Annotated in this window: 18 protein-coding genes; 10 read left to right on the plus strand and 8 right to left on the minus strand. The window is 68.3% G+C overall.

Annotation, left to right across the window (positions count from 1 at the left end; genetic code table 11):
- From ACOOGH_RS07265 to ACOOGH_RS07280, 4 genes are all read left to right on the plus strand, one after another.
- Window positions 1–2,127: a S9 family peptidase gene (locus ACOOGH_RS07265; RefSeq protein ID WP_420448290.1), complete on the plus strand. Its 2,127-nt coding sequence runs from the start codon at window positions 1–3 to the stop codon at window positions 2,125–2,127.
- Window positions 2,124–2,903, plus strand: a complete 780-nt coding sequence (locus ACOOGH_RS07270) for an SDR family NAD(P)-dependent oxidoreductase (protein ID WP_420448291.1) — start codon at window positions 2,124–2,126, stop codon at window positions 2,901–2,903. The genes ACOOGH_RS07265 and ACOOGH_RS07270 overlap by 4 nt, the downstream gene beginning before the upstream one ends.
- A 90-nt stretch (window positions 2,904–2,993) precedes the next feature.
- Window positions 2,994–3,572: a PadR family transcriptional regulator gene (locus ACOOGH_RS07275; protein WP_420448292.1), complete on the plus strand. Its 579-nt coding sequence runs from the start codon at window positions 2,994–2,996 to the stop codon at window positions 3,570–3,572.
- 3 nt (window positions 3,573–3,575) lie between these two features.
- Window positions 3,576–4,067 carry a hypothetical protein gene (locus tag ACOOGH_RS07280; protein ID WP_420448293.1) on the plus strand — a complete coding sequence of 164 codons (492 nt, stop codon included), beginning with the start codon at window positions 3,576–3,578 and terminating at the stop codon, window positions 4,065–4,067.
- An 18-nt stretch (window positions 4,068–4,085) separates the two neighbouring features.
- On the opposite strand, the gene ACOOGH_RS07285 is transcribed toward ACOOGH_RS07280, so the two are convergent.
- Entirely contained in the window at window positions 4,086–5,783 is a 1,698-nt protein-coding gene (locus tag ACOOGH_RS07285) for an alanine/glycine:cation symporter family protein (protein WP_420448294.1), read from the minus strand.
- A 248-nt stretch (window positions 5,784–6,031) separates the two neighbouring features.
- On the opposite strand from ACOOGH_RS07285, the gene glgP reads away from it, so the two are divergent.
- Entirely contained in the window at window positions 6,032–8,224 is a 2,193-nt protein-coding gene (gene glgP / locus ACOOGH_RS07290) for an alpha-glucan family phosphorylase (protein WP_420448295.1), read from the plus strand.
- A 7-nt stretch (window positions 8,225–8,231) separates the two neighbouring features.
- Here glgP and ACOOGH_RS07295 read toward each other — a convergent pair whose 3' ends face one another.
- The 5 genes from ACOOGH_RS07295 to ACOOGH_RS07315 are packed head-to-tail and all read right to left on the minus strand — an operon-like array spanning window position 8,232 to window position 13,682.
- The gene (locus ACOOGH_RS07295; RefSeq protein ID WP_420448296.1) at window positions 8,232–8,984 is read right to left on the minus strand and encodes an alpha/beta hydrolase-fold protein; all 753 of its coding nucleotides are present in this window, start codon (window positions 8,982–8,984) and stop codon (window positions 8,232–8,234) included.
- A complete protein-coding gene (locus ACOOGH_RS07300; RefSeq protein ID WP_420448297.1) occupies window positions 8,981–10,264 on the minus strand; it encodes an ATP-grasp domain-containing protein in 1,284 nt (427 codons plus the stop codon). Before ACOOGH_RS07300 ends, ACOOGH_RS07295 begins: the two co-directional genes overlap by 4 nt.
- Window positions 10,261–11,412, minus strand: a complete 1,152-nt coding sequence (locus ACOOGH_RS07305) for an alpha/beta hydrolase (protein ID WP_420448298.1) — start codon at window positions 11,410–11,412, stop codon at window positions 10,261–10,263. Before ACOOGH_RS07305 ends, ACOOGH_RS07300 begins: the two co-directional genes overlap by 4 nt.
- 54 nt (window positions 11,413–11,466) lie before the next feature.
- Window positions 11,467–12,462: a hypothetical protein gene (locus tag ACOOGH_RS07310; RefSeq protein WP_420448299.1), complete on the minus strand. Its 996-nt coding sequence runs from the start codon at window positions 12,460–12,462 to the stop codon at window positions 11,467–11,469.
- Window positions 12,459–13,682: an ATP-grasp domain-containing protein gene (locus ACOOGH_RS07315; RefSeq protein WP_420448300.1), complete on the minus strand. Its 1,224-nt coding sequence runs from the start codon at window positions 13,680–13,682 to the stop codon at window positions 12,459–12,461. Before ACOOGH_RS07315 ends, ACOOGH_RS07310 begins: the two co-directional genes overlap by 4 nt.
- A 123-nt stretch (window positions 13,683–13,805) precedes the next feature.
- On the opposite strand from ACOOGH_RS07315, the gene ACOOGH_RS07320 reads away from it, so the two are divergent.
- The 5 genes from ACOOGH_RS07320 (at window position 13,806) to ACOOGH_RS07340 (ending at window position 21,830) form a co-directional block, all read left to right on the plus strand.
- Window positions 13,806–15,029, plus strand: a complete 1,224-nt coding sequence (locus ACOOGH_RS07320) for an ATP-grasp domain-containing protein (protein ID WP_420448301.1) — start codon at window positions 13,806–13,808, stop codon at window positions 15,027–15,029.
- A complete protein-coding gene (locus ACOOGH_RS07325; protein WP_420448302.1) occupies window positions 15,026–16,243 on the plus strand; it encodes an ATP-grasp domain-containing protein in 1,218 nt (405 codons plus the stop codon). Before ACOOGH_RS07320 ends, ACOOGH_RS07325 begins: the two co-directional genes overlap by 4 nt.
- 158 nt (window positions 16,244–16,401) lie before the next feature.
- Window positions 16,402–19,125, plus strand: a complete 2,724-nt coding sequence (locus ACOOGH_RS07330) for a leucine-rich repeat domain-containing protein (RefSeq protein ID WP_420448303.1) — start codon at window positions 16,402–16,404, stop codon at window positions 19,123–19,125.
- Between the two features lie 112 nt (window positions 19,126–19,237).
- Window positions 19,238–20,542, plus strand: coding sequence for an aminotransferase class V-fold PLP-dependent enzyme (locus ACOOGH_RS07335; RefSeq protein WP_420448304.1), 1,305 nt, complete (start codon window positions 19,238–19,240; stop codon window positions 20,540–20,542).
- Between the two features lie 139 nt (window positions 20,543–20,681).
- Window positions 20,682–21,830, plus strand: a complete 1,149-nt coding sequence (locus ACOOGH_RS07340) for a glycine cleavage T C-terminal barrel domain-containing protein (protein ID WP_420448305.1) — start codon at window positions 20,682–20,684, stop codon at window positions 21,828–21,830.
- A 37-nt stretch (window positions 21,831–21,867) separates the two neighbouring features.
- On the opposite strand, the gene ACOOGH_RS07345 is transcribed toward ACOOGH_RS07340, so the two are convergent.
- Both ACOOGH_RS07345 and ACOOGH_RS07350 read right to left on the minus strand, forming a co-directional pair.
- The gene (locus ACOOGH_RS07345) at window positions 21,868–22,515 is read right to left on the minus strand and encodes a hypothetical protein (protein WP_420448306.1); all 648 of its coding nucleotides are present in this window, start codon (window positions 22,513–22,515) and stop codon (window positions 21,868–21,870) included.
- Between the two features lie 51 nt (window positions 22,516–22,566).
- Window positions 22,567–23,028 (minus strand): SRPBCC domain-containing protein, encoded by a 462-nt coding sequence (locus tag ACOOGH_RS07350; RefSeq protein ID WP_420448307.1) that lies wholly within the window; start codon window positions 23,026–23,028, stop codon window positions 22,567–22,569.
- Between the last annotated feature and the right edge of the window lie 45 nt (window positions 23,029–23,073).

Genomic DNA, 23,073 nt, shown 5'->3' on the forward strand with positions numbered 1-23,073 from the left:
GTGAGCCCGCCGGTCACCGCGTCCCGGAGACGGGTGTGGGCGGCCGGCATCCTGGGACTCCTCGCTCCCCTCGCTCCAGCCGCTGCCTCGGCCCAGAGCCCGTATTCCGTCGAGGATATCCTCGCCGCGCCTTTCGCCACGGACCTCATCGCCGCTCCGAGCGGGGCCGCGTTCGCCTGGATTCGATACGACCGGGGCGTCCGCAACATCTGGGTCGCCGAGGGCCCGGAGTACGTGGGCCGCCAGCTCACCGACTGGACCGAGGACGACGGCCAGGACCTGTCCCAGCTGCGGTTCACGCCCGACGGACGTCAGCTTCTCTTCGTGCGCGGAGGCGGGCCGAACCGGTCAGGCGAGATTCCGAACCCGCGCTCCGAGCCGGAGCCGGCGACGCAGATGGTGTGGGTCGCCGGGCTCGACGGAACTTCGCGGCCCCTCGCCGAAGGGAGTGCCCCGGTCATTGCGCCGGACGGGCGCACACTCGCGTTCCTCAATCGCGGCCAGATCTTCACGCTCACGCTCGATGGTTCGGCACCCCCCGGCCCGCTACTCCGCATTCGCGGGAGCGCGAGTGCGCTGACGTGGTCCCCCGACGGCGGCCGACTGGCCTTCGTCAGCAACCGCGGGGATCACGCCTTCGTCGGCGTCTTCTCGATGGACGGCGGGGCCGTGCGCTACCTCGATCCGAGCCTGGATCGCGACGGCAGCCCCACCTGGTCACCGGACGGCACGGCCATCGCGTTCATCCGCGTCCCTAACGAGGGGGCGCAACTGCCCTTCTCCCCGCTCCGCAGCGCCCTGCCCTGGTCGATCCGGGTGGCGGATCCCGCCACGGGGGAGGCGCGCGAGGTGTGGCGCGCTTCACCCGGCCGGGGGAGCGCCTTCCAGGCCATGACCGGGCCTTCCCTGATCTGGCTCGCATCGGACCGGCTCGTGTTCCCGTGGGAACGGGAGGGCTGGCACCACCTGTATTCGGTCCCCGTCGCGGGCGGCCCCGCCACGCACCTCACACCGGGCGAATTCGAGGTCGAATCCGTGCTCCCGTCACCGGACGGAGAGTCGATCTATTACGCCTCGAATGCGGACGACATTGATCGCCGCCACGTCTGGCGGGTCACCGCCGATGGCGAGCCCGAGGCGCTGACGTCGGGCAACGGCATCGAATGGAACCCCGCTGTCACTCCCGATGGCGCGCTCGCCTACCTCGCGGCCGATGGCCGGACGCCGGCCCACGCCGAGGTGGACGCGGGAGGTGAGCGGCGCCCGCTGGTCGACGGATTCATGCCCGACGCCTTCCCGTTCGAGAGTCTCGTGGAACCGCAGCAGGTGACGTTCGAGTCCGAGGACGGAATCCTGATCCACGGGCAACTCTTCCTTCCACCGATGTCGGTGGAGGGCGGGCGCCACCCGGCCGCGGTGTTCTTCCACGGCGGGTCGCGGCGGCAGATGCTGCTCGGCTGGCACTACATGCGCTACTACCACAACACGTACGCCCTGAACCAGTACCTGGCGAGCCGGGGCTACGTCGTCCTGTCGGTGAATTACCGCAGCGGCACCGGCTACGGGCTGGAGTTCAGGGAGGCGCTGAACTACGGCGCTCGCGGCGCGAGCGAGTACCGTGACGTGGTCGCCGCGGCCCGCTTCCTCGCGGAACGGGAGGATGTGGACGCAACCCGGGTCGGGTTGTGGGGCGGCTCCTACGGCGGCTACCTGACGGCGCTCGGCCTCGCGCGCAATTCCGATCTGTTCGCGGCGGGCGTCGACATTCACGGCGTCCACGACTGGAACATGGTCATCCGGAACTTCGTGCCGTCCTACCAGCCGGAGACGCGCGAGTCCTTCGCCCGGCTCGCGTTCGAGTCCTCGCCGATGGCGTGGATCGACGGCTGGCGCTCCCCGGTGCTTCTGATCCACGGTGACGACGACCGAAACGTGCCCTTCTCGGAGTCCGTGGACCTCATCGAGTCGCTTCGGAAGCGGGGCGTCGAAGTCGAGCAACTCGTCTTCCCCGACGAAGTCCACGGCTTCCTCCTGCACCGGAACTGGGTCACCGCCTTCGAACGGTCCGCCGAGTTCATGGACGCTCACCTGAGAGGGACCCCGGCCGCGGGAGGCGCGAGGCAGTGACCGCCCGCATCGCGGGCCAGCTTGCGATCGTCACGGGAGCGAGTTCAGGCATCGGAGAGGCCATCGCCCGCCGCCTTGGAAGCGAGGGTACGAACCTCGTGCTGTGGGCACGCCGGGGAGAACGACTCGCTTGTCTCGCCGAGGAGATCGCGGACCAGAGCGGGGTGAGCGTGGATACCGGGGTGGTGGATGTGCGAGACCGCGAGGCCGTCCAGGGTGAGGCGGCACGACTCATGTCAGAGCTCGGCACCCCCGACATCCTCGTGAACAACGCGGGTCTTGCCGCCGGCATGGCGCCCGTCCACGACGCCGATGTCGACGACTGGGACCGGATGATCGACACGAACGTGAAGGGGCTCCTCCATGTGACGCGCGCCTTCCTCCCGGCCATGGTCGAGCGGGATTCGGGACAGGTCGTCAACATCGGAAGCATCACCGGGCGGCAGGTCTATCCCGGCAGCACCGTCTACGCCGCCTCGAAGTACGCCGTGCAGGCGATCACCGAAGGGACGAACCTCGATCTCCTCGGCACCGGCGTCCGCGTGTCGGGCGTCCACCCGGGTCTCGTCGAGACGGAATTCTCGCTCGTGCGCTTCAAGGGCGACGAGGACCGCGCCGGGGCCGTCTACAAGGGGATTGAACCGCTCACGGGGGCGGATGTGGCCGATGTCGTGTCCTACGTCCTCAACGCCCCGCCCCGCATCAACGTGGCCGATGTCGTCGTGTTCGCGAAGGCCCAGGGGAGCGTGCACCACATCCTCCGCGACGAGGGATAGGCGTCGTTTCTCCGTCTTCTTCTTGCCTCGTTCCGATATATCGAATACTATTTCGATATATCGAGACCGGTCGGAAGCGGGAGGGAATAGATGTTCACGAACAAGGATGGATTCGGCGCCTGGGCGAACTGCTGCGGCCCAGGCGTTTTTCGTTTCGGCGGGGGGTTCGGGACGACCCGCCGGGTGGTCCGGAAGGGGGAGTTGAAGTTCGTTCTCCTCCGCCTTCTCGCCGACGAACCCATGCACGGCTACGAACTGATGCGGCGGCTGGAAGAGGAGTCCGGCGGCCTTTACACACCGAGTCCGGGTTCCGTGTACCCTACCCTTCAGTTGCTTGAGGATCAGGGGTACGTGTCGTCGACGCCGGAAGACGGCAAGCGCGTCTACCGGCTGACGGCCACAGGCCGCGACTTCCTCAAGGAGCACCGGTCCCGGACCCGCGACATCTTCGGGCGCTTCGTCAACATGGGGGAGCGCTTCGCCGGATCCGCGATGCGCGACGTGACGCGTTCGTTCATCCATCTGGCGCAGGTCAGTTTCGAGCGCGCGACGGGGGGACAGGGCGACCCCGAGACCCTCGCAAGAGTGAAGTCGATCCTGGACGGTGCGGCGCGCGAGATCGAGACCGCGTGGCCGGAGCCCGGGGCCGCGACCTCACGGGAGGGTTGAGCGATGTTCGAGATCGTCTTCCTGGGAGGGATCGCCGCCGTCATCTACCGCCGGCGTGTGCGCGCCGGCGACTGGAACCGGGGGGATCTCCACCGCCTCCTCGTCGACCTGGGCCGCGGAGTGAGCCGCGCGGTCACCGCCCTGCTGCAATCCGGACCCGGCCTCCTGCGCCAGTGCGTCGCCGATGTGACGAGCCTCGCACGCGACATGGGGGGCATGGCCAGGCTCCCGAGCCGGCGCGCGACCCGGAGGCGACCCGCTCGCCTCGACGGAGCCGCCGCACCCATGGCCGCGCGGACCGGCTCCGGAACGGGAGCGGAAGGCCGACTGTTCTCCCGGCTCCAGCGCCGTTACATCGCGGGCCGGATCAGCTTCTCCGAGTACGTGGAGGGGGTACAGCGCCTCCGAAGCGAAGGCGCCGCGCTTCCGGGTATGGGAGGCAAGGCCCCGCCGCACGCGGGCGGCGAGGCCGGAGGGCTGGCGGCGGAGCGCTGATCGCCCGGAGCCGCCGACTTAGTGCTTGCGGTGCCTCTCCCACGGCGAGCGCGTGAAGTAGGACTCCGTCATCTCCTTGATCTGCGGCGCGAGGAAGATCAGCGCGATCAGGTTCGGGATGATGACGATCGCCAGGAAGATGTCCCCCAGCGACCACACCACGGCGAGCGGCAGCACCGCCCCGACGAAGTGCATCGCCACGAAGACGAGCTTGTACGGGATGATCGCGCTCCGCCCGAACAGGTAGTTCGCGCAGCGGTCGCCGTAGTAGCTCCATGAGATCGCCGTCGAGATCGCGAACAGGAAGACCGAGAAGATCACGATGTAGTGTCCCCAGTCTCCGAGCGGCGACAGCCCGCGCTGGAACCCCATCTGCGTCAGCGGCGCGCCCGTCTCGTAGGCCTGCCCGTACAGCACGGCGAACTCTTCCCCATCGTCCGCGATCGCCACGCCGCGCGCCGGATCGACGGCGCCGCTGAACGCCTGCGTCTGCGCCTCATCCTCGAACAGTTGCGGCACGGAAACCTCGTGCCAGGCCAGGTGCGGCTCGCTCGTCACCCCCGGCCGTCCCAGCGTATAGCGGATCGTGCCCGTGGGCTCCGTGGGCACCGAACTTCCGCCCTCATCCAGCACGACATAGCTGACATCCCCGCCTTCGAGCTGGATCGCGGTGGGGATCTGCGCGTTCCACGCGCCGGTCATGATCACGACGAGCGCGGTCATGGTGACGATGACGATCGTGTCGATGAACGGCTCCAGGAGGGCGACGACGCCCTCCGAGACCGGCTCGTCCGTCTTGGCGGCCGCGTGCGCGATCGGAGCCGACCCCTGCCCCGCCTCGTTCGAGAACAGCCCCCGCCGCACCCCCCACATCAGGGTGACGAGGAAGGCGCCGACTCCGGTGCCCGCCACGCCGGCGGTCGGGTTGAAGGCCTCGCGGAAGATGAGCGCGAAGGTCCCCGGCACCTGGCCGAGGTTGAGGATGATGATGAGCATGGCGGCGCTCACGTAGACGATCGCCATGGCCGGGGCGAGGATGCTCGTCACGCGGCCGATGCGCTTGATGCCGCCCAGGATCACGAGAGCGACGATCGTCGAAGTGACGAGGCCGGTGACCCACGTCGCGATCCCGAACTCGGCGCGCATCGCGTCCGCCACCGTATTTGCCTGGTTCGCGTTCCCGGTGAGGAAGGCAGTGAGCCCGAGCATGACCGCGAAGAAGGCCGCCACGGGCTTCCAGCGCGGCCCGAGCCCCTTCTCGATGTAGTACATGGGTCCGCCCGAGACCGTCCCGCTGTACTTGGCGGAATCCTCGTCGACTTCGCGGTACTTCTGGGCGAGCGTGACCTCGCTGTACTTCGTCGCCATCCCGAGGAAGGCGGTCATCCACATCCAGAAGAGCGCGCCCGGGCCGCCGAGGTGGATGGCGATCGCGGCGCCGGCGATGTTTCCGATCCCCACCGTAGCGCTGAGCGCGGTGGTGAGCGCCTGGAAGTGCGACACATCGCCGGGATCGTTCGGGTCGTCGTAGCGGCCCGTGGCCACCGCGACCCCATGCGCGAACTTGCGGATCTGCGGCAGGCCCAGCCTGAGCGTGAGGTAGGTCCCGATGCCGAGGAGGAGCAGGACCTGAAGCGTCAGGCGCTCTCCCCCGATCGTGATCCCGAACTGCGCGACGTTCCGGTCGACCCAGTCTACGATTGTGGCGAAGTCCATGCGCTGTCCCCGTTAGCGGCGAGTGTGCAGGAAGTCGGCTGAGTTTGGCCCCCCGCCGCTGGCGCTGCAACGGGTACGGGGTCGAGGCGGGGGCCACCGGAATCGCGGAGAGGACGTCCGCGGGATGTGTCCCGCGCTGCCCGGCGCGGTAAGTTCGTTCGCGCTCCGGGCGGCCCGGAGCCCCTGGTTTCGCCCCAGCCTTCGGCCGCGACGAGCACCCTCACCCTGGCAAGGAGACAAAGAGCGACGTGGGTCCAGAGGACAGGACGGTCGGGTTTGAGACGCCCCGGCCTCCCCGCATTCCGGGCCGCCTCGGGCGGTTGTGGGAACTCGCGAACGACCTCTCGTGGACGTGGAACCGGGAGGCCGCGGCGCTCTTCCGGACCATCGATCCGCCGCTGTGGCGCCGCACGCGGCACAACCCCGTGGCGCTGTTGCGGACGGTCGGAGCCGAACGCCTTCGCGACCTCGCCGAAGATGCGGCCTTCCTCCGACGATACGACGCGGCGCGCGCCGGGGCGGGCGCACAATCGAGCTGGTTCGGCAGGAACCATCCGGCGCTGGCTGACACCTCCGTGGCGTACTTCTGTGCCGAATTCGCGCTGCACGAGTCCATCCCCATCTACTCCGGAGGACTCGGCGTGCTCGCGGGCGATCATCTCAAGGCGGCCTCCGAGCTCGGCGTCCCGCTCGTCGGCGTGGGGCTGATGTATGCGCACGGCTACTTCGACCAGACGCTGGGGCCCGACGGTTGGCAGGAGGACGCGGATGACCCGCTCGACCCCGACCTGACGCCGCTGGAGCGGCTGCACGCCGTAGATGGCGTTTCGTGGCTCGCCTCGATCCGCGGCGGCGGACGCCGCATCCGTATCGGGGCCTGGAGGCTGCGTGTGGGGCGCGTGTCGCTGTACCTCCTCGACACGGACCTCGAGGAAAACGACCCCGCGGACCGCGGCCTCTCGCACCAACTCTACGCGGGCGGCGCGGATCACCGGCTGCGGCAGGAAGCGATCCTCGGCGTCGGAGGCGTGCGCGTGCTCGCCGCGCTCGGGATCGAGCCAGGGGCATGGCACGCGAACGAGGGACACGCGGCCTTCATGATGGTGGAGCGCGCGCGGCGGCTCATGCGGGACGGCCTCTCCTTCGCGGATGCGGTGTCCCGGGTCCGCGCCTCGACCGTCTTCACCACGCACACGCCCGTCCCCGCCGGCCATGACGTGTTCTCCCACGCGCAGATGCGGGAATGGATCGGCGAGACGTTCTGGGAGGAGTTCCCGCACCGCGAGGAGTTGCTCGGACTCGGTCTCCACCCGGATGACGAGGCGCGGGACCGGTTCCACATGACGGCGGCGGCAATCCGGCTTTCCCGGAGAGTCAACGGCGTTTCGGCGCGGCACGGCCGCGTGAGCCGGGAGATCTGGCGCGGCCTCTGGGAGGGGCGGGCGGCCGGAGAGGTGCCCATCCGGCATGTGACGAACGGGGTCCACCTCGCCACATGGATGCACGAGGACATCGCCGACCTTTTGGACGAATGGCTTCCCGCGGGGTGGCGGCAGTGCGCGGGAGACGAAGCCATGTGGCGCGCGGCGCGCGACGTGCCCGTGGAGGCGCTGTGGCGCGCGCGCCGCCGGCTCAAGCTCCGGCTCCTCGACCTGATGCGGGACGAAGCGCGGCGCAGGTGGCCGGACCACTGGCCGGAATCGGCCCACCTCGCCGGAGCCGGTACGCTCATGAGTCCCGGGCCACTCACGATCGGATTCGCGCGACGGTTCGCTACCTACAAGCGGGCGGATCTCATCTTCCGCGACCGCAACCGCCTCCTCGCGCTCCTCTCGGACCCCGCCCGCCCCGTGCAGTTGATCTTCGCCGGAAAGGCCCACCCGCGGGACGACGACGGCAAGCGCGTCCTCCAACGCGTGTACGAGCACACCCGGGATCCCGACTTCGAGGGGCGGATCGCCTTCCTGGAGAACTACGGACTCCACACGGCACACGGTCTCGTCGAGGGCGTCGACCTATGGCTCAACATCCCCCGGGTGCCGCTGGAGGCGAGCGGGACGAGCGGGATGAAGGCCGCCCTCAACGGCGTCCCCCAGCTCGCGACCGCGGACGGCTGGTGGGAGGAGGGATTCGAGGGAGACAACGGGTGGCTCATCCCGCGTGCGCCCGACGGAACGAGCGAGGAAGAGGTGGACGAGCACGACGCCGAACACCTGTTCCGCCTTCTGGAGGAGGAGGTCGTCCCCCTCTACTACGACCGGCCCGGTCCGGATGCCCCGGATGACGCTCCCGCGGGCTGGCTCGGACGGGCGCGGCGGGCCATCGAGGTCGCGGGCGCGCGGTTCACGGCCGGGCGCATGGTGCGGGACTACGCCCGCGATTACTACGTCCCGGCGCTACGGGGGATGACCGACGGCGACGATCCGCCGACGGCGCGGTAGGCAGCTCTCAGCGAGCCGGAAGCAGCTCGTCGAGGTAGCGAAGGAGCATGTTGCGCCAGGTGGGCCAGTCGTGGTGCCACTCCTCGCCCCAGTCGTCCATCCGGTTCGGAACGCCCTTCCGCCCCAGGATTGACGCAGCCTGCCAGGACTCGCCGATGTCCTCCGCCCGTCCGCGTCCGGAGGCGAGGAGGACGAAGCGTTCCCGCAGCCGGTCGAGCGTTTCGCCCCCCAGTTGCGGCAGGTAGTGGACGGGGGAGGCGCGGTAGAAGTCTCCCGTCGCTCTCGCTTCGACGCCCGTCTCGTGCTTCAGGAAGCGCTGGAGGTCGTACGTGCCGCTCATGCACAACGCGTGCGAGAAGGCGTCGGGAAACCGACACAGCATGGCCAGCGCGTTGAACGCCCCGATCGAGGAACCCGCGACGATGACCTCGATCCCGGGATCGTTGCAGTCCTCCCGGATCATGGGGATGAACTCGCGGTAGACGAACTCCTGAAACCGGTTGAGGACCGCCATGCGGTGCTCGGGGGTCCCCTCCCCTCCGAGCATGACGCGGCCCGCCACGCTGTCGCACGAATAGACCTTGATCCGTCCGTCCGTCAGGTAATCCGCGACTGTCTCGATGACGAGGAAGCGCTCGATCTCCTCCGCATCGCCTCCCGCGGTGGGGAACATGAGAAAGGGCACGCCGACCTCGCCCCAGCGCGCGACGTTCACCTCCTGGTCGAGGCAATCGGACCACCAGCTTCGGTTGATTTTCATGAGGCGAGAATCGGCACGGCGCCGGGCGGTTCCTCCCGGCGGGCCGCCTGTATGCGGTCGAAGAAGAGCGCGGTGAAGTCTTCGATCTCGTGATCGGGGTAGAGCGATGCCACCTTCGCGTGCACCGCGTCGAGGGCGGCTTCGCTGCCGAAGAATTCGTCCGCCACCTCGTCGAGTTCCACGAGATGGGTGTCGCAGAACTCCACGAAGCGGTCGGTCTCGAACCGGGCCTCCGCGATCGCGGCACACGCCCGAACCCTCTCTCCCACCGACATCCCGGGACGGCACGCGTCGAAGAACGGCTGCCAGTCGAGGTTGATGCGCATCTTGCGCCGGGTCGCCGCGCAGAAGAGGGACCAGCGGAGGTTGGCCTTGATGAGCCACGGGAAGTGGTAGTGGAGCGAGGTGACCTGCGAGTCCGGGCAGGGGTTGGCGAAGTCGATCGGCATCCACCGTTTTCCGCTGCGCAGCACCTCGCACGAGTTGAAGTCCCACCCGAAAAAGGCGTTGATCGTGAGCGTCGTGTCCCGAATCGCGCCGGCGTCGGCGGGATCGAGATGGTCGCGCTCGACGGTGTAGCGGTCGTGCGGGGGAGCGGCGGGATCGTAGAGAACGGCGCGCGTCTGCGGTCCCAGTCCGATGCAGCGGACGAAACGGTCGTGCTCCACCCCCTGCTGGAGGTGCATGACGAACTTTCCGCTCTCGTCGTAGGCGGCGCCGAGCGCCTCGTCATCCTCGATCCGGGACACGCCGCGCCAGCCGCCGCCGTCGTACGGCTTCATGAACACGGGATAGCCCAGGTCGTGCGCCACGGCGGGAAGGTCGAAGAGCCTGGCGTAGCGTTTCAGGGTGACCGCTAGGTCGTCCTGCGGATCGTACGACTTGGGCGGGATGAGCCAGGTCCGCGGGACGGGGAGGCCCAGCCTCATCATCGCGCAGTACGTAGAGTGCTTCTCCATCGACTGGATGCTCCACGGATTGTTGAACACGTAGAGCCCGTCCATGATCACGGACTTCTTGATCCACTCGCGCGTCGGGAAATACCAGTGCGTGAGGCGGTCGATGACGAGGTCGTACTTCGCCTTCTGCTGCAGGTCGAAGGGCTCGATCGTGACATCCTCGAGCTGGAAGAGGATCGTGCCGTCGGATGAGGGGATGCGCGGGTTCAGCCGCTCGAGAATGGCGCGGTAGGCGATGGGCCAGCACAGGTCCGCCCCGAGCGAGAGGCCGATGCGCCGCGTGACCTCGGGCGCGGGCGTGGGGGCCGCCGAGGCGGTCATTCGTACACCATCCAGAGCGGGCCCGGGAAGAGCCACGACAGACCCTCGCGCAGGCGGTCGCGCCAGTTCTCCCAGTTGTGGCCGTCGCGCGACTCGACGAAACGCACGTCGGCGCCGCCGCGGCGCAGGGCCGGTATCAGAGCCCGGTTCTCCGAGACGAGGGGCTCGTAGACGCCGACGGAGACGAACGCCTTCTCCGCCACGACCGTCGGCGCGTCCCGGTACGCGTTCATCATGTTCACGATGCGGTCGAAGGCGGGGCCGCTCTCGTTGGCTCCGATGTCCGTGAACAGGAACGAGCCCGACTGCAGAAGGAGGCGGCCGAAGCGGCCGGGGTATTCGAGCGCGGCGTGGAAGGAGGCGACGGCGCCCAGACTCGCACCCATGAGGCCGCGTGACTCCGGCTCGGGGAGGAGCGGATAGTCGCGCTCGAGGCGCGGGAGCAGCTCCTCGACGACGTACCGCGCGTGCGCCGGATCCGCCGAGTACTCCGACATCCGGTCGCCGGGGTGCAGCAGCGCGACGATCATCCGCGGGATATCGAAGCGATCCATCAGCTGGTCGAGCACCTGATGCAGGCTGGCGTACTCGAGATAGTCCGCACCGTCGTGCACGATGAGGAGCGGGTGGCGGCGGTTCGCGCGGAACTCCGCCGGACGGTACACCGTCACGTGCCGCGCCGACGCGAGTGCCGCGCTCTCGACCACGAGTTCATCCAGTACGCCGCGGGAGGCGTCCTCGATCTCAAGGGCCCAGTCGGGGATCTTATAGCCGCGCGCCTGCACGACGGAGTTCGCGCCGAACGGATCGCGGGCGCGGTGCGGGTTCAGCGGATCCTCGATCCACTCTGCTCTGCCGCGGGTGAGCACCTCGATCTTGTACTCCACGCGCGACTCGTCCGGGAGTTCGAGCGTATAGCACCACAGATCGGTCCCGTCCAGGCGGCGGAAGGGCGCCGAAGTCTCGAGCCCGTGCACCCAATGCCGTAGGCGGACGGCATCGGCGTTGCCCCGGTACAGGAAGGTGTAGAGGGGCGGTTCGGAAAGCGGAAACTCGTTCGCTTCCACGAACGCGTCCACCGCGTCCGCCGCACCGGGACCCGCGACGAGACGCTCCTCGAGCGCCGCGATGGCCGGCGAACGTGGCATGGACCGGTCGTGACCATGTGTCCGGGCGTTGGCGTCGAATCGCATGGGCCGGACCTACGCCGCCGTGCGGAAGAGGACCCGGCGCCCCGCCATGTCGAGACGTTCGACGGCGTCCCCGCCGCTCCAGCGATCTCCGGCCCGGTCGATGCGGCCGCCGGGGTCGAGGAGGACGCAGGAAGCCGGGGCGAAACGGGCTGCGAGCCGCGCGCCGCGCGTCCGGTCGTTCAGCGCCAGGCGGGCCGAGGCGTGGGGAAGCGCGACGATCCCTCCGGCGATCCCGAGGCCCGCATCGAACACTTCGGGGTTCCCTTCCCCCCACGGCGGCCGATCGTGAAAGAGCACGATGCGCTCCGTCAACACCATGGCGCCGGCCGAGCGGGCGATCACAGGTCGCCCCGCGAGAAGTTCTCGTCCGCCGAAAAGACGCAGCCGGCTGAGCAGATTCGAGACGTGCCCGCCCTCAAGGACGATCGCCTCCGTCCCATCGAGGCGCGCGTTCACCTCCCGTCGCTGCAATCGCACGGCATCGCGCTCACCCGGCGCCATGCGCTGTTCGAACTCCGAGCGGATCTCGACCACGCGGTCCAGGTGGCGCGCATCGAGGCGCCGGATCGCGTCGAGGGCCTCGTCGCGTTCCGCGGCGAGCACGCCCTCGTCCCCTCGCAGTTCGGCCAGCCGCCGATGCGCCTCGATGAGACCCTGAAGCCGCAGGTTGTAGGCGCGGCGCAGCGCCTTTAGCCGGTTCCGGCTCGCCCGGTGCGCCTGCGCCAGCTCCGCGTCTGCCTCGGCCACCCGGTCGGAGCGCCGGTACAGTTCGAGATCGACGACGCGATCCGCGAGATGAGGATCGATGAGGCCTTCGTTCGCTTCCCGGTCGCGCCACCCCGCGGTGACGGCCGCGATCCTCGCGCCCGGAGAGAGCGCGCCCTCGGCCTCCAGTTCCCCCACCACGTCCCGGAGCCTGAGGCCGCCCCCGCGCGGGCCCAGGAGGACGACCGGCGACCGCGACGCGGCATACTTGCGTGCTCGACGCCTTCTCGCGGCTCTCATGCGGCGCGCACCCGCACCCACCGTCCCACGGCGTCCAGCATCCCGCGCAGTTCGTCGTAGTCCGGGTGCCGCAGCCGCAGCCAGGCGTTCGCCATATATCCGGCCTCTACGGGCTGGGTGGGCGTGCCGGGCGGCGGCAGGTGCGTGTCGATGATCCACTCTCCGAAGCGTGCTTCCACCTTCTCCAGACCCTCGTACCCCGAAATCCGCCCGTCGTGCTCGGGCCTGAGCGTCACGATCCCCGCGGAGTACCGGCGCGACGCGTCCTGGGACTTTCGTCCGTGCACGATGCAGGCCGCCCATTCGCGGTACACGTCCAGCTCGTTCGCGGCGCCGTACAGGTCCCAGGCCCGTACGCCGGGCGGGCGGCAGCCGATCTCGGAGAACTTGAGGCCCTTCTCCCCGAAGAACCATTCCATGTGGGTCGCCGAGGTCTCGATATCGAGCGCGTCGATGACCCGCTTCCCCATTTCCCGGACCTCCGCGTAGGTGTCGGCGGTGTCGATCCGGTTCGTGGCGATGAACTGCGGCGACACCTCCCGGGTCCGCATGGCCTCAAGCACGTTCGGGTAGTAGTGAGTCATGAAATCGTGGACCACCACGCCGCCGACCGTGAGGGTGTCGTAGAAGCCCTCGTGTCCGTCCACGAACTCCTCGACAGCCACTTCGCCCCCCTGCCCCACACCGAGCCGCGGGAGCAACGCCGCGAGTTGCGCCTCATCATCAACGCGGTAGGTGCCCGAGGCGCCGGCCCCGGCGCGAGGCTTGACGATGAGCGGATAGCCGACCCGCCCGCCGAAACGCACGATCTCCTCCGCTTCGCCTCCGCCCATGGACTGCGCGGTCGCGATCCCCGCATCGCGCAGCGCGTCCTTCATGGCCGGCTTGTCGCGGCACAGGTGCGCAGTGCGCACGGAGGTCCCGGCCAGCCCGGCCGCTTCCCGGACGCGGGCGACCGGGAGGATGTGGGCCTCGACCGTGGCCTCGAGGCGATCCACGGGCCGCCGCCGATGGATCTCGTGAAGGGCGTGCGCGAGCGCGCCCTCGTCACACACGGAGCCGACCTGCTCGTAGCAGGTGAGCCACCGGTGCAGATCGGAGCCCAACGCCTCCGGCGGGGCTTCGCCCACAGCGGACACCTTCGCGCCGACTTCGTGCAGACCACGCACGAAATCCTTCTGGTTCCCGGGGAACAGGGGTTCAACGAATACGACGTGCATGCTTCGCCAACAGCTCGTGGGAAAAACTTCACTTTGGGGGCCCGACATAGTACAGTCCCTGCTCTCAAACGCCAGCCCGTCCGTCGGCGGCCGTCCGGCCCGTCACGGCCACCTGGAAGGTCCATGCCCAACGTCGCGTTCGTCGCTCCGTTCTATCTCCCTACCACGCTGCGATTTGTGGAAGCCGCCGCGAGGCTCGCCGACGTGCGCCTCGGTGTCGTGACGCAGGAGCCGCCGGAGCGCACGCCGACCACGATGCGGGGGAGAATCGCCGCGCATGTTCAGGTCGACGATGCCCTGTCGGCGGAGGGGATCCACGCCGGGCTCCGCCAACTTTCCGGCGAACTCGGCGGCATCGACCGCCTGCTCGGCGCTCTCGAGGAACTCCAGGTCCCGCTCGGGGAACTGCGGGACGCGCTGGGCATCGACGGGATGGGCGCCGAGCCCGCGCGCAACTTCAGAGACAAGTCGCGTATGAAAGACGTGCTCCGGGCGCACGATCTGCCCTGCGCCCGGCACGCGCTCGTCCGCGACGAGACCGAGGCGACGTCATTCGCGAACGAGACCGGCTTCCCGCTCATCGTCAAGCCGCCGGCCGGTTCCGGCGCACGCGGGACGTTCCGCGTCGAAACGCCCGCCCAGCTGCGCACGGCCATCGCCATGTCGCAGTCGAGCGCGGAGCGGCCGACGCTGATCGAGGAGTTCGTCGGCGGCGAAGAGCACTCCTTTGATGCGGTCTCGATCGGCGGACGCGTCGTCTGGCACTCGATCAACCACTACTTGCCTTCACCGCTCGAAGTGCTGCGCGAGCCGTGGATCCAGTGGTGCGTCCTCCTTCCGCGGGAGGTCGATTCTCCCCGGTACGAGGAGATCCGGCGCGTCGCCGGACCCGCGCTCGATGCCCTCGGCATGGAGACGGGGCTGAGCCATATGGAGTGGTTCAGGCGGCCCGATGGTTCGGTGGCGATCTCCGAGGTCGGGGCCCGGCCGCCCGGCGCCCAGTTCGTCACGCTGATCTCCCAGGCGCACGACTTCGACCTCTACCGGGCGTGGGCCCGGCTTCTGGTCTTCGATGAGTTCGATCCTCCGGCCCGCCCCTATGCGGCCGGCGCCGCGTATCTCCGCGGACAGGGACGGGGCTCCGTGCGACGGGTGGCCGGCATCGAGGAGATCGCGAAAGACCTCGGGCCGCTGTGCGTCGAGTGGCGCCTCCCCCGCACGGGACAGGCCCGGAGCGCCTCCTACGAGGGAGAGGGCTACATCATCGTCCGTCATCCGCGCACCGAGGTCGTCGAGGAGGCGCTGGGGCGGATCATCACCCAGGTACGGGTGGAGTTGGGGACATGAACGTACTGATGCTGTCGCCGGGCTACCCGGCCGAGATGACGTATTTCACGCGCGGCCTCGCGGAGGTGGGCGCGACCGTCATCGGCCTGGGCGATCAGCCCGGGTCGGCGCTGCCCGAAATCGCGCGGACGAGCGTATCCACCCACCTGCAGGTGAGATCGCTGGCGGATGAGGCGGACGTGCTGCAGCAGGTCGCGGCGCTGGCGGCCAAGACCCGGATCGACCGCGTGGAATGCCTGTGGGAACCCTTCATGATCCTCGCGGCGCGGCTGCGGGAGATGCTGGAACTCCCGGGGCCGACCGTCGAGCAGACGCTTCCCTTCCGCGACAAGGAAGTGATGAAGGACGTCCTCGATGGCGCCGGGATCCGGACGCCCCGCCACGGGCGGGCCACGAGCAGCGCCGAGTGCCGCGAGGTTGCCGAACGCGTGGGCTTCCCTCTTATCGTGAAGCCCGTCGCCGGCGCCGGCTCGGCCGACACGTACCGGGTGGATTCGGGGCGGGACCTGGAGCGGATTCTCCCCGCGCTGCGGCACGTCCCGCAGGTCACCGTCGAGGAGTTCATCGAGGGTGAGGACATGACCTTCGACACGGTCACGATCGGAGGCGCCGTCGCGCACTACAACATCTGCCGCTACTGGCCGCGCGCGCTCGAGTCGAAGACCCACGAGTGGCTGAGCCCCATCACATACGCCCTGCGCGACGTGGAAGCGGAGGATCTGGCCGTCGGACGCGAGATGGGATTCGCCGTGCTCGCCGCGCTCGGATTCGAGACCGGCTACACGCACATGGAGTGGTACCGGACCGCCTCCGGCGAGGCCGTGTTCGGCGAGATCGCCGCGAGACCTCCCGGCGTGCGGACGGTCGACCTCATCAACTTCGCGAGCGACATCGATACCTACCGCGGCTGGGCCGAAGGCGTCGTCCACGGGACGTGGTCGCAGCCGGTGGAGCGCAAGTACAACGCCTGCTGGATCGTCAAGCGGGCGCGCGGGCAGGGCCGGATCGAGCGCATCGAGGGACTCGGCCCGCTGCTGCAGGAGTACGGCGAGCAGGTGTGCAGCCTGGATCTCCTCCCGATCGGCTCGCCGCGGCGAAACTGGCAGGCCACGCTGGTCTCCGATGGGATGATCTTCCTCCGCCACCCGGACCTCGAGGCGCTCGAAGCGATCGCGGGCGAGTTCGTGACGCGGCTGCAACTTTACGCCGCCTGACCTGCGGCTGTCGTCTCAATCGAAGGCGACATTGCCATCGTTCCGATTGTCGCGTCGGCACGGAGTTCAACATATTCCACTCGTGCGGCAGCGTCGGGTCGTCCCGGGGCCGCACGAGCTTCGTTGAACACGACGGACCCGGAGCCGCGCGGGGCGCAATGACGGACAAGGGAGTGAGATTCGCCCGCCGACGCCACTGGCGGCGGTGCGCGCCTGTCGCGATGGTCGCGGCGTTGGGGCTCCTCTCCTGTGAGAACGAAGACGCCGCCGGCCCCTCGCCACCCCCGCCCGGCCCCTCGCCACCCCCGCCGCTCCCAACGTCCGTCGACTCGGACCGGGCGGTACTCGTGGCGCTCTACGAGTCGACCGACGGGCCGAACTGGGTCGACAACGAGAACTGGCTCACCGACGCGCCGTTGGGAGATTGGCGCGGCGTGGGCACCTACCCTTCGGGGCGTGTCTCGAGTCTCACCCTGAGGTCAAAAGGACTCTCGGGTACGATCCCGCCGGAAATCGGAGACCTCGGCACCTTGGCGTACCTGGACCTCAACGGGAACAAGCTTACAGGCCCCATTCCCGCGGAACTCGGCCGCCTCGCCAGCCTGGGTACCCTGAGCCTTCGGGGGAACGACCTCGACGGTCCGATCCCGGCGGAACTCGGCCGCCTCGCCAGCCTGACGTACCTGGACCTCAGCGAGAACGCACTTTCGGGCCCGATTCCATCCGAACTCGGCGACCTCGCCGGGCTGACGCACCTGCACCTTTGGTCGAACAACCTCACGGGCACGATCCCGCCCGAACTGGGCAACCTCTCCAACCTGAGGCTGCTGGTCCTATCCGGGAACGGGTTGACCGGCGACGTGCCCTCCTCGCTCGGCGAACTCTCGCAACTGGAGAATCTGACCCTCCACTCCAACCGGCTCGGCGGCACGATCCCGTCGACATTCGGCAACCTGCAAAATCTCAAGACCCTGTATTTGGGCTTCAACACGCTGGGCGGCTGGATTCCGCGCGAACTCGGCCGCCTTGTCAACCTCGAGTACCTGTTCCTTCAAAACAACCTGCTCACTGGCAAGATCTCCCACGAATTGGGCGGCCTGTCTCGCCTCAGGGTACTGGATATTCGGGTGAACAACCTGACCGGGGCCATTCCCGTGGAAGTCGGGAACCTGTCCCGCCTCCAGCGCATCGAGCTCTCGCAGAACCAACTGACGGGATCGATTCCTGCAGAACTGGGACGTCTCTCAGCCCTGCAGCACCTCGATCTTACGCGCAACCGCGACATGCGCGGTGTCCTCCCGGCTACCCTGACGGCGCTGGGACAACTCAACACGCTCCTGCTCGCGGGCACGGGACTGTGCGCGCCCCGGGAGCCGGGTTTCCTCGACTGGCTTGGTGGCCTGGACGCTCGGCAGGTGACCCCATGCGGCGCCGTGGAGGGATCGTTCGCCTACGTGACGCAGGCGGTCCAGTCGGTCGACTTCCCGGTCCCGCTGGTCGCGGGCGACGACGGCTTGCTGCGGGTGTTCGTGCGAGCCGACCAGAGCACGAGCCAGAGTCTCCCGGACGTCCGGGCCAGCTTTTTTCTGGATGGTACCGAAGTACATGTGGTCGACATCCCCGCCCAGTCGGCGCCGATTCCCACCGGAATCGAGGAAGGGGACCTCGCCCGCTCGGCGAACGCGCGCATTCCCGGCTCGGTGCTGCAGCCGGGGTTGGAGATGGTGGTGGAGATCGACCCCGGCGCAACGCTGGACTCCGCGCTGGGCGTCACCGGACGCATCCCGGAGAAGGGGCGGGCGGAGGTGGACGTGCGCGCGGTACCGGCATTCGCTCTGACCGTGATTCCGTTCCTGGCGGCATCGGACCCGGATTCCTCGATCCTGGAGTTCACCCGCGATCTGAACGCCGGGTCGGGTCTGCTTCGGGACGTAAACGCGCTCCTGCCCGTGGCCCGTCTCGATGTGAACGTGCACGAGCCCGTGTTGGCGCCCACGATCGAGTTGCACAGCGTGCTCGGATACACGGACGGCATTCGAATCATGGAGGGAGCTGGTGGTTACCACCTCGGGCTTGCACCCGGAACGGGCAACCTTCGTGGCGTGGCCGTCCTGGGCGGGTTCTCAAGCTCGAGCATACCTGTGGCCGATGTCATTGCACACGAAATCGGCCACAACCTGAATCTCCCTCACGCACCGTGCGGAGGGGCGAGCGGCCCGGATCCGTCCTTCCCGCAGCGCGACGGTTCCATCGGTGCATGGGGATTCGATTCTCCGAACGATGTCCTGGTGCCGCCGAGCGCCCGGGATCTGATGTCCTACTGCTATCCCCACTGGATAAGCGGTTACAACTTCGCGAAGATGCTCACCCACCGCGTCAATCTTGCCAGAGCGGCGGCGACCGCGGCACCTCCCCAAAGATCCCTGCTCCTCTGGGGCGGCGTTGACGAGGAGGAGAGTCTCTTCTTGGACCCGGCGCTGGTCGTCGATGCGCCCGCGGTCCTGCCGAGTTCCGCTGGTGCCTATCGGTTGAGCGGTGTGGCGGCGGACGGACGCGAACTGTTCTCGTTGGATTTCGACATGTCGGCCGTGGCCGACGGGGACGGACGCACATCGTTCGCCTTCGCGCTTCCGGCAGATCCCGCCTGGTCGGACGCGCTGGCAAGGATCACGCTGTCCGGACCGGAGGGATCCGCGACGCTGGATCGCGAGAGCGACCGGCCGATCGCCATCCTGCTCGATCCCGCGAGCCAGCGCGTGCGTGGCATCCTGCGCCCTCCCGCCGGGGGCGAGCTGACGGCCTCGGCGGCCGCCGAGGCCGCGGGGAACCTGGAGGTGCTCTACAGTCGCGGGATTCCCGACGCGGCAGCCTGGAGGCGATAGCCCCGGGCCGGCGCCTTCGTCAGGGGTTCGCGGGGCCCCGCACTTGCTCGGGGCGCCGAGAGCCGCCTATTTCCGAGGAGACTTGAGGATGCCGAACCAGCCAGGAGGCCGTATGCCCACCCGACGACGATTTCTCGCCCGCCTCGGAGGCTCCGCCGCAGCCGCCGGAGTCATGACCGCCGTGCCCACGAAGTGGAACACCGCGGTCGCCGCCGCCCGAGAGTTATCGGACACGCCGGGCACGCCCGAGGAGATCGCGCGCGACGAGGAGTTCTGGCTCGAGATCCAGAAGGCGTTCACGACCGACCGCTCCCTCGTCAACCTCAACAACGGGGGCGTAAGCCCGACACCAGCCCACGTGCTCGAGGCGATGAAGCGGGACCTCGATTTCGCGAACCAGATTCCCGTCTACAACGGGTGGCAGATCCTGGAGCCGCAGCGGGAGGGCGTCCGCGCCCGCCTCGCCCGTCAGTGGGACGTGGACCCCGAGGAGGTCGCGATTACGCGCAACGCCTCCGAGGGTCTTCAGATTCTGCAGAACGGGTATGATCTCGAGCGCGGCGACGAAGTCGTGACGACGACCCAGGACTACGGGCGCATGATCACGACGTTCAAGCAGCGCGAGCGCCGCGAGGGGATCGTCATGAAGCAGTTCAAGATCCCGATCCCGGCCGAGGATCCGGCAGACATCGTGCGCCTGTTCGAGGAGCAGATCACCGACCGCACGCGGCTCATCCTCATGTGCCACATGATCAATATCACCGGGCAGATCCTGCCTGTGCGCGAGGTCGTGGAGATGGCGCGCGGCTACGACATCCCCGTCATCGTTGATGGCGCACATTCCATGGCGCACCATGACTTTACCCTCTCCGATCTCAACTGCGACAACTACGCGGTGAGCCTGCACAAATGGCTCCACGCACCGGTCGGCACCGGCCTCCTCTACGTGAGGCGGGAGAAGATCCCGGAGATCTGGCCGCTGCAGGCCGCAGCCGAGAGCAGCGACGACGACATCCGGAAGTTCGAGGCGATCGGCACGCACCCCGAGGCCAACTTCCTCGCCATCGGCGAAGCCCTCACCTTCCACCAGCTGGTCGGCGGGGAGCGAAAGGAGGCGCGCCTGGTCCACCTGCGGAACTACTGGGCCGAGCAACTCCTCCAGCACGACCGCGTGCGGCTCAACACGAGCCTCAAGCCGGGCTTCGCGTGCGGGATCGCGAACGTTCAGGTCGAAGGGATCGACACGAGCGCGCTCCGCAACTGGCTGTGGAACAAGCACCGGATCTTCACCGTCGGCATCAACCACGCCGAGTTCACGGGGCTGCGGGTCTCCCCGTCCACCTACTCGACGCTTGAGGAACTGGACCGCTTCGTGGACGCGATGACCCACGCCGTGAAGCACGGGATCCCCGCCTGACGTTCCCGCGGGAACGTCCCGCTTCGCGATAAGGGCGGTGTTTTCGCTTTTCTGCGTCCGCGCACCTTACGCTCCGGCGTTCGCCGGAACGATTCCGTCCTGATACACCGACCCGACCCGTAGACCGGAGAGGAGACTCATGACCGAGACCTTCGACATGGCCTTGATCCAGCGCGGGGCCCGGCTCCGCCGCTCGCCCTACTTCGAGGCCACGCTCCGCGACGGATGCCGGAGCTACACGGTCTACAACCACATGTTTCTCCCGACCCGCTACGACGAGCTTCACGCGGAATACGAGAAGCTCCTGACCGGCGTGACGGTGTGGGACGTGAGCGTCGAGCGGCAGGTGGAGATCACCGGGCCGGACGCCTTCGAGTTCACGAACCTGCTCACCCCGAGGGACCTCTCGAAGTGCGCCGTCGGGCAGGGCAAATACGTCCTCATCGGCGCCGAGGACGGCGGCATCGTGAACGACCCGGTGCTGCTGCGCCTGGCCGAGAACCATTTCTGGCTCGCGCTCGCGGACAGCGACGTGCTGCTGTACGCGAAGGGGATCGCGCTCAACTCCGGCCTCGATGTCGAGATATGCGAGCCGGATGTGTCGCCGATGCAGGTGCAGGGCCCGAAGTCGAAGGAAGTCGTGCGTCGGCTGTTCGGGGAGGATGTCCTCAAGCTGCGCTACTACTGGTTCCTGGAGACCGACCTGGACGGCATCCCGGTGGTCGTGACGCGCACAGGCTGGAGTGGCGAGGTGGGCTACGAGATCTACCTCAGGGACGGTAGTCGGGGGGTCGAACTCTGGGACCGCGTGATGGAGGCGGGACGCGACCTGGGCATCTCTCCCACTGGCCCGTCGGACATCCGCCGCATCGAAGCCGGCATCCTCAACTACGGGGTCGACATGACGCTCGACACGAACCCGTACGAAGTCGGACTCGGCTGGCAGGTCGACTTCGACCAGGCGGGCGACTTCATCGGCCGCGAGGCGCTGGCCCGGATCGCCGAAGAAGGGCCGCGGCGGCTCCTCTCCGGCATCGAGATCTCGGGCGCCCCGCTCGATCTGAACATGGACCGTTGGCCGGTGTGCCGGGACGGAGAGGAGATCGGCTTCGTGACCTCCGCCGTCCACTCGCCGCGTCTCGGGCGCAACATCGGATACGCCCTGGTGCCGGCCGCCTCAGGAGAACTGGGCACGCGGTTGAGCGTGACCACGCCGGACGGAGTCCGCGCCGCGACAGTCGTGCCCCGGCCCTTCGTGGATCCAGGGAAGGACATCCCGAAGTCCTAGCTCACACGATCCCGACAGGCCGTTCGCCGCCGAGCCATCAAAAGCGGAGGACGAGGCCGGCGGCAATCCCCCCATCCGGGGCGGGACCGACGATGACGCTCGCGCGGGGAGGTGATGATAGCGAGCGGTTGTGGTCCCGGGCCGTCCTGGCTGCCGATACGACTCCCCAGACCTTGCCGCCCAGGAAGGCCGCAAGGCCAACGTACACCCCCGCCTCGAGACCGTTACCGCTGCTGTTCTCTTCTTCTGATTCTGAGAAGAGGTCACCGAGAGGGAAGGAGTCATTGATATTTTCGAGGGCGACCAGGATGAGAGTGGCGAAGCCTCCAACATGCACTACGGCCGGCAGTATGCCGCGCTTGGCGTCTCCTGCGTACGCGTGGCCGAGAACTGGCAGGATCAGTTCGAGGCCGATTGCAGCGGCCTCGCTCTTTTCTCCAGACGACTGCAGGGCAACGGCGCTGACCGAGCGGTGGGGCGCCTCCTGAGCGAAGCCAGCTCCGCTCACGACGAGCACGGCCGCGACTGCGAGAACGAGGGCGATGCATCGGCGTAACATCTCTCGGTATCCTCCCTGCGGCGGGGACTTGGTATACACCGACGCCGGAATCCCACGTCCGTATCGTTCGAGGCGGTGTTCGCCGTTGCCGGTGCAGACGTAAGAAAAAGACTGGGGAAGGGACATGCGAACCGGTATCCCCTCTTTGGGGGACCCGGGAGAGTCCTTTACGCCGCGTTACAGCGGCAGCGTTGAACTCCGGGATCGGGTGACCGCAAGGTGGTTGACGAGTTCGCCGAGTTCGTGCTCCCAGCCGCCGACATTGTCCTGGCGGTCGCTCTCGGTGCGGAACCCGCTCTCGACCAGGCGCAGGATCGTCCCGCCGCCCTCGCGTTCTGTGAGCGACCACTCGACGGTAGTGTTGTAGCCGCCCTCGAGCGGCGTCTCGGGCTCCCGGGCCCAGCGCCACACGAGCCGGCGCCCGGCCTCCATCCATTCGATCGCGATCGCGTAGCGTCCGTGGTTGTCCCAAACGAGCCAGCCCGTTGCCCCCTCTTCCGGCGCGAGACCCTCCACCCGGTCCGGGAACCACGAGCTAAGCCCCTCGGGGTCGGCCAGCGCCACCCACACGCGCGCGGGTGAGGCGTCGAGTTCCACCGTCCGTTCGATCGGGGTGGGCAGATTCGAGTCTTTCGTCATGTTCTTCTCGTGGACGAGATATGGGATGTCGTGGATCGATGCCTT

The organism is Candidatus Palauibacter sp. (genome assembly GCF_965213655.1).
Taxonomy (GTDB): domain Bacteria; phylum Gemmatimonadota; class Gemmatimonadetes; order Palauibacterales; family Palauibacteraceae; genus Palauibacter.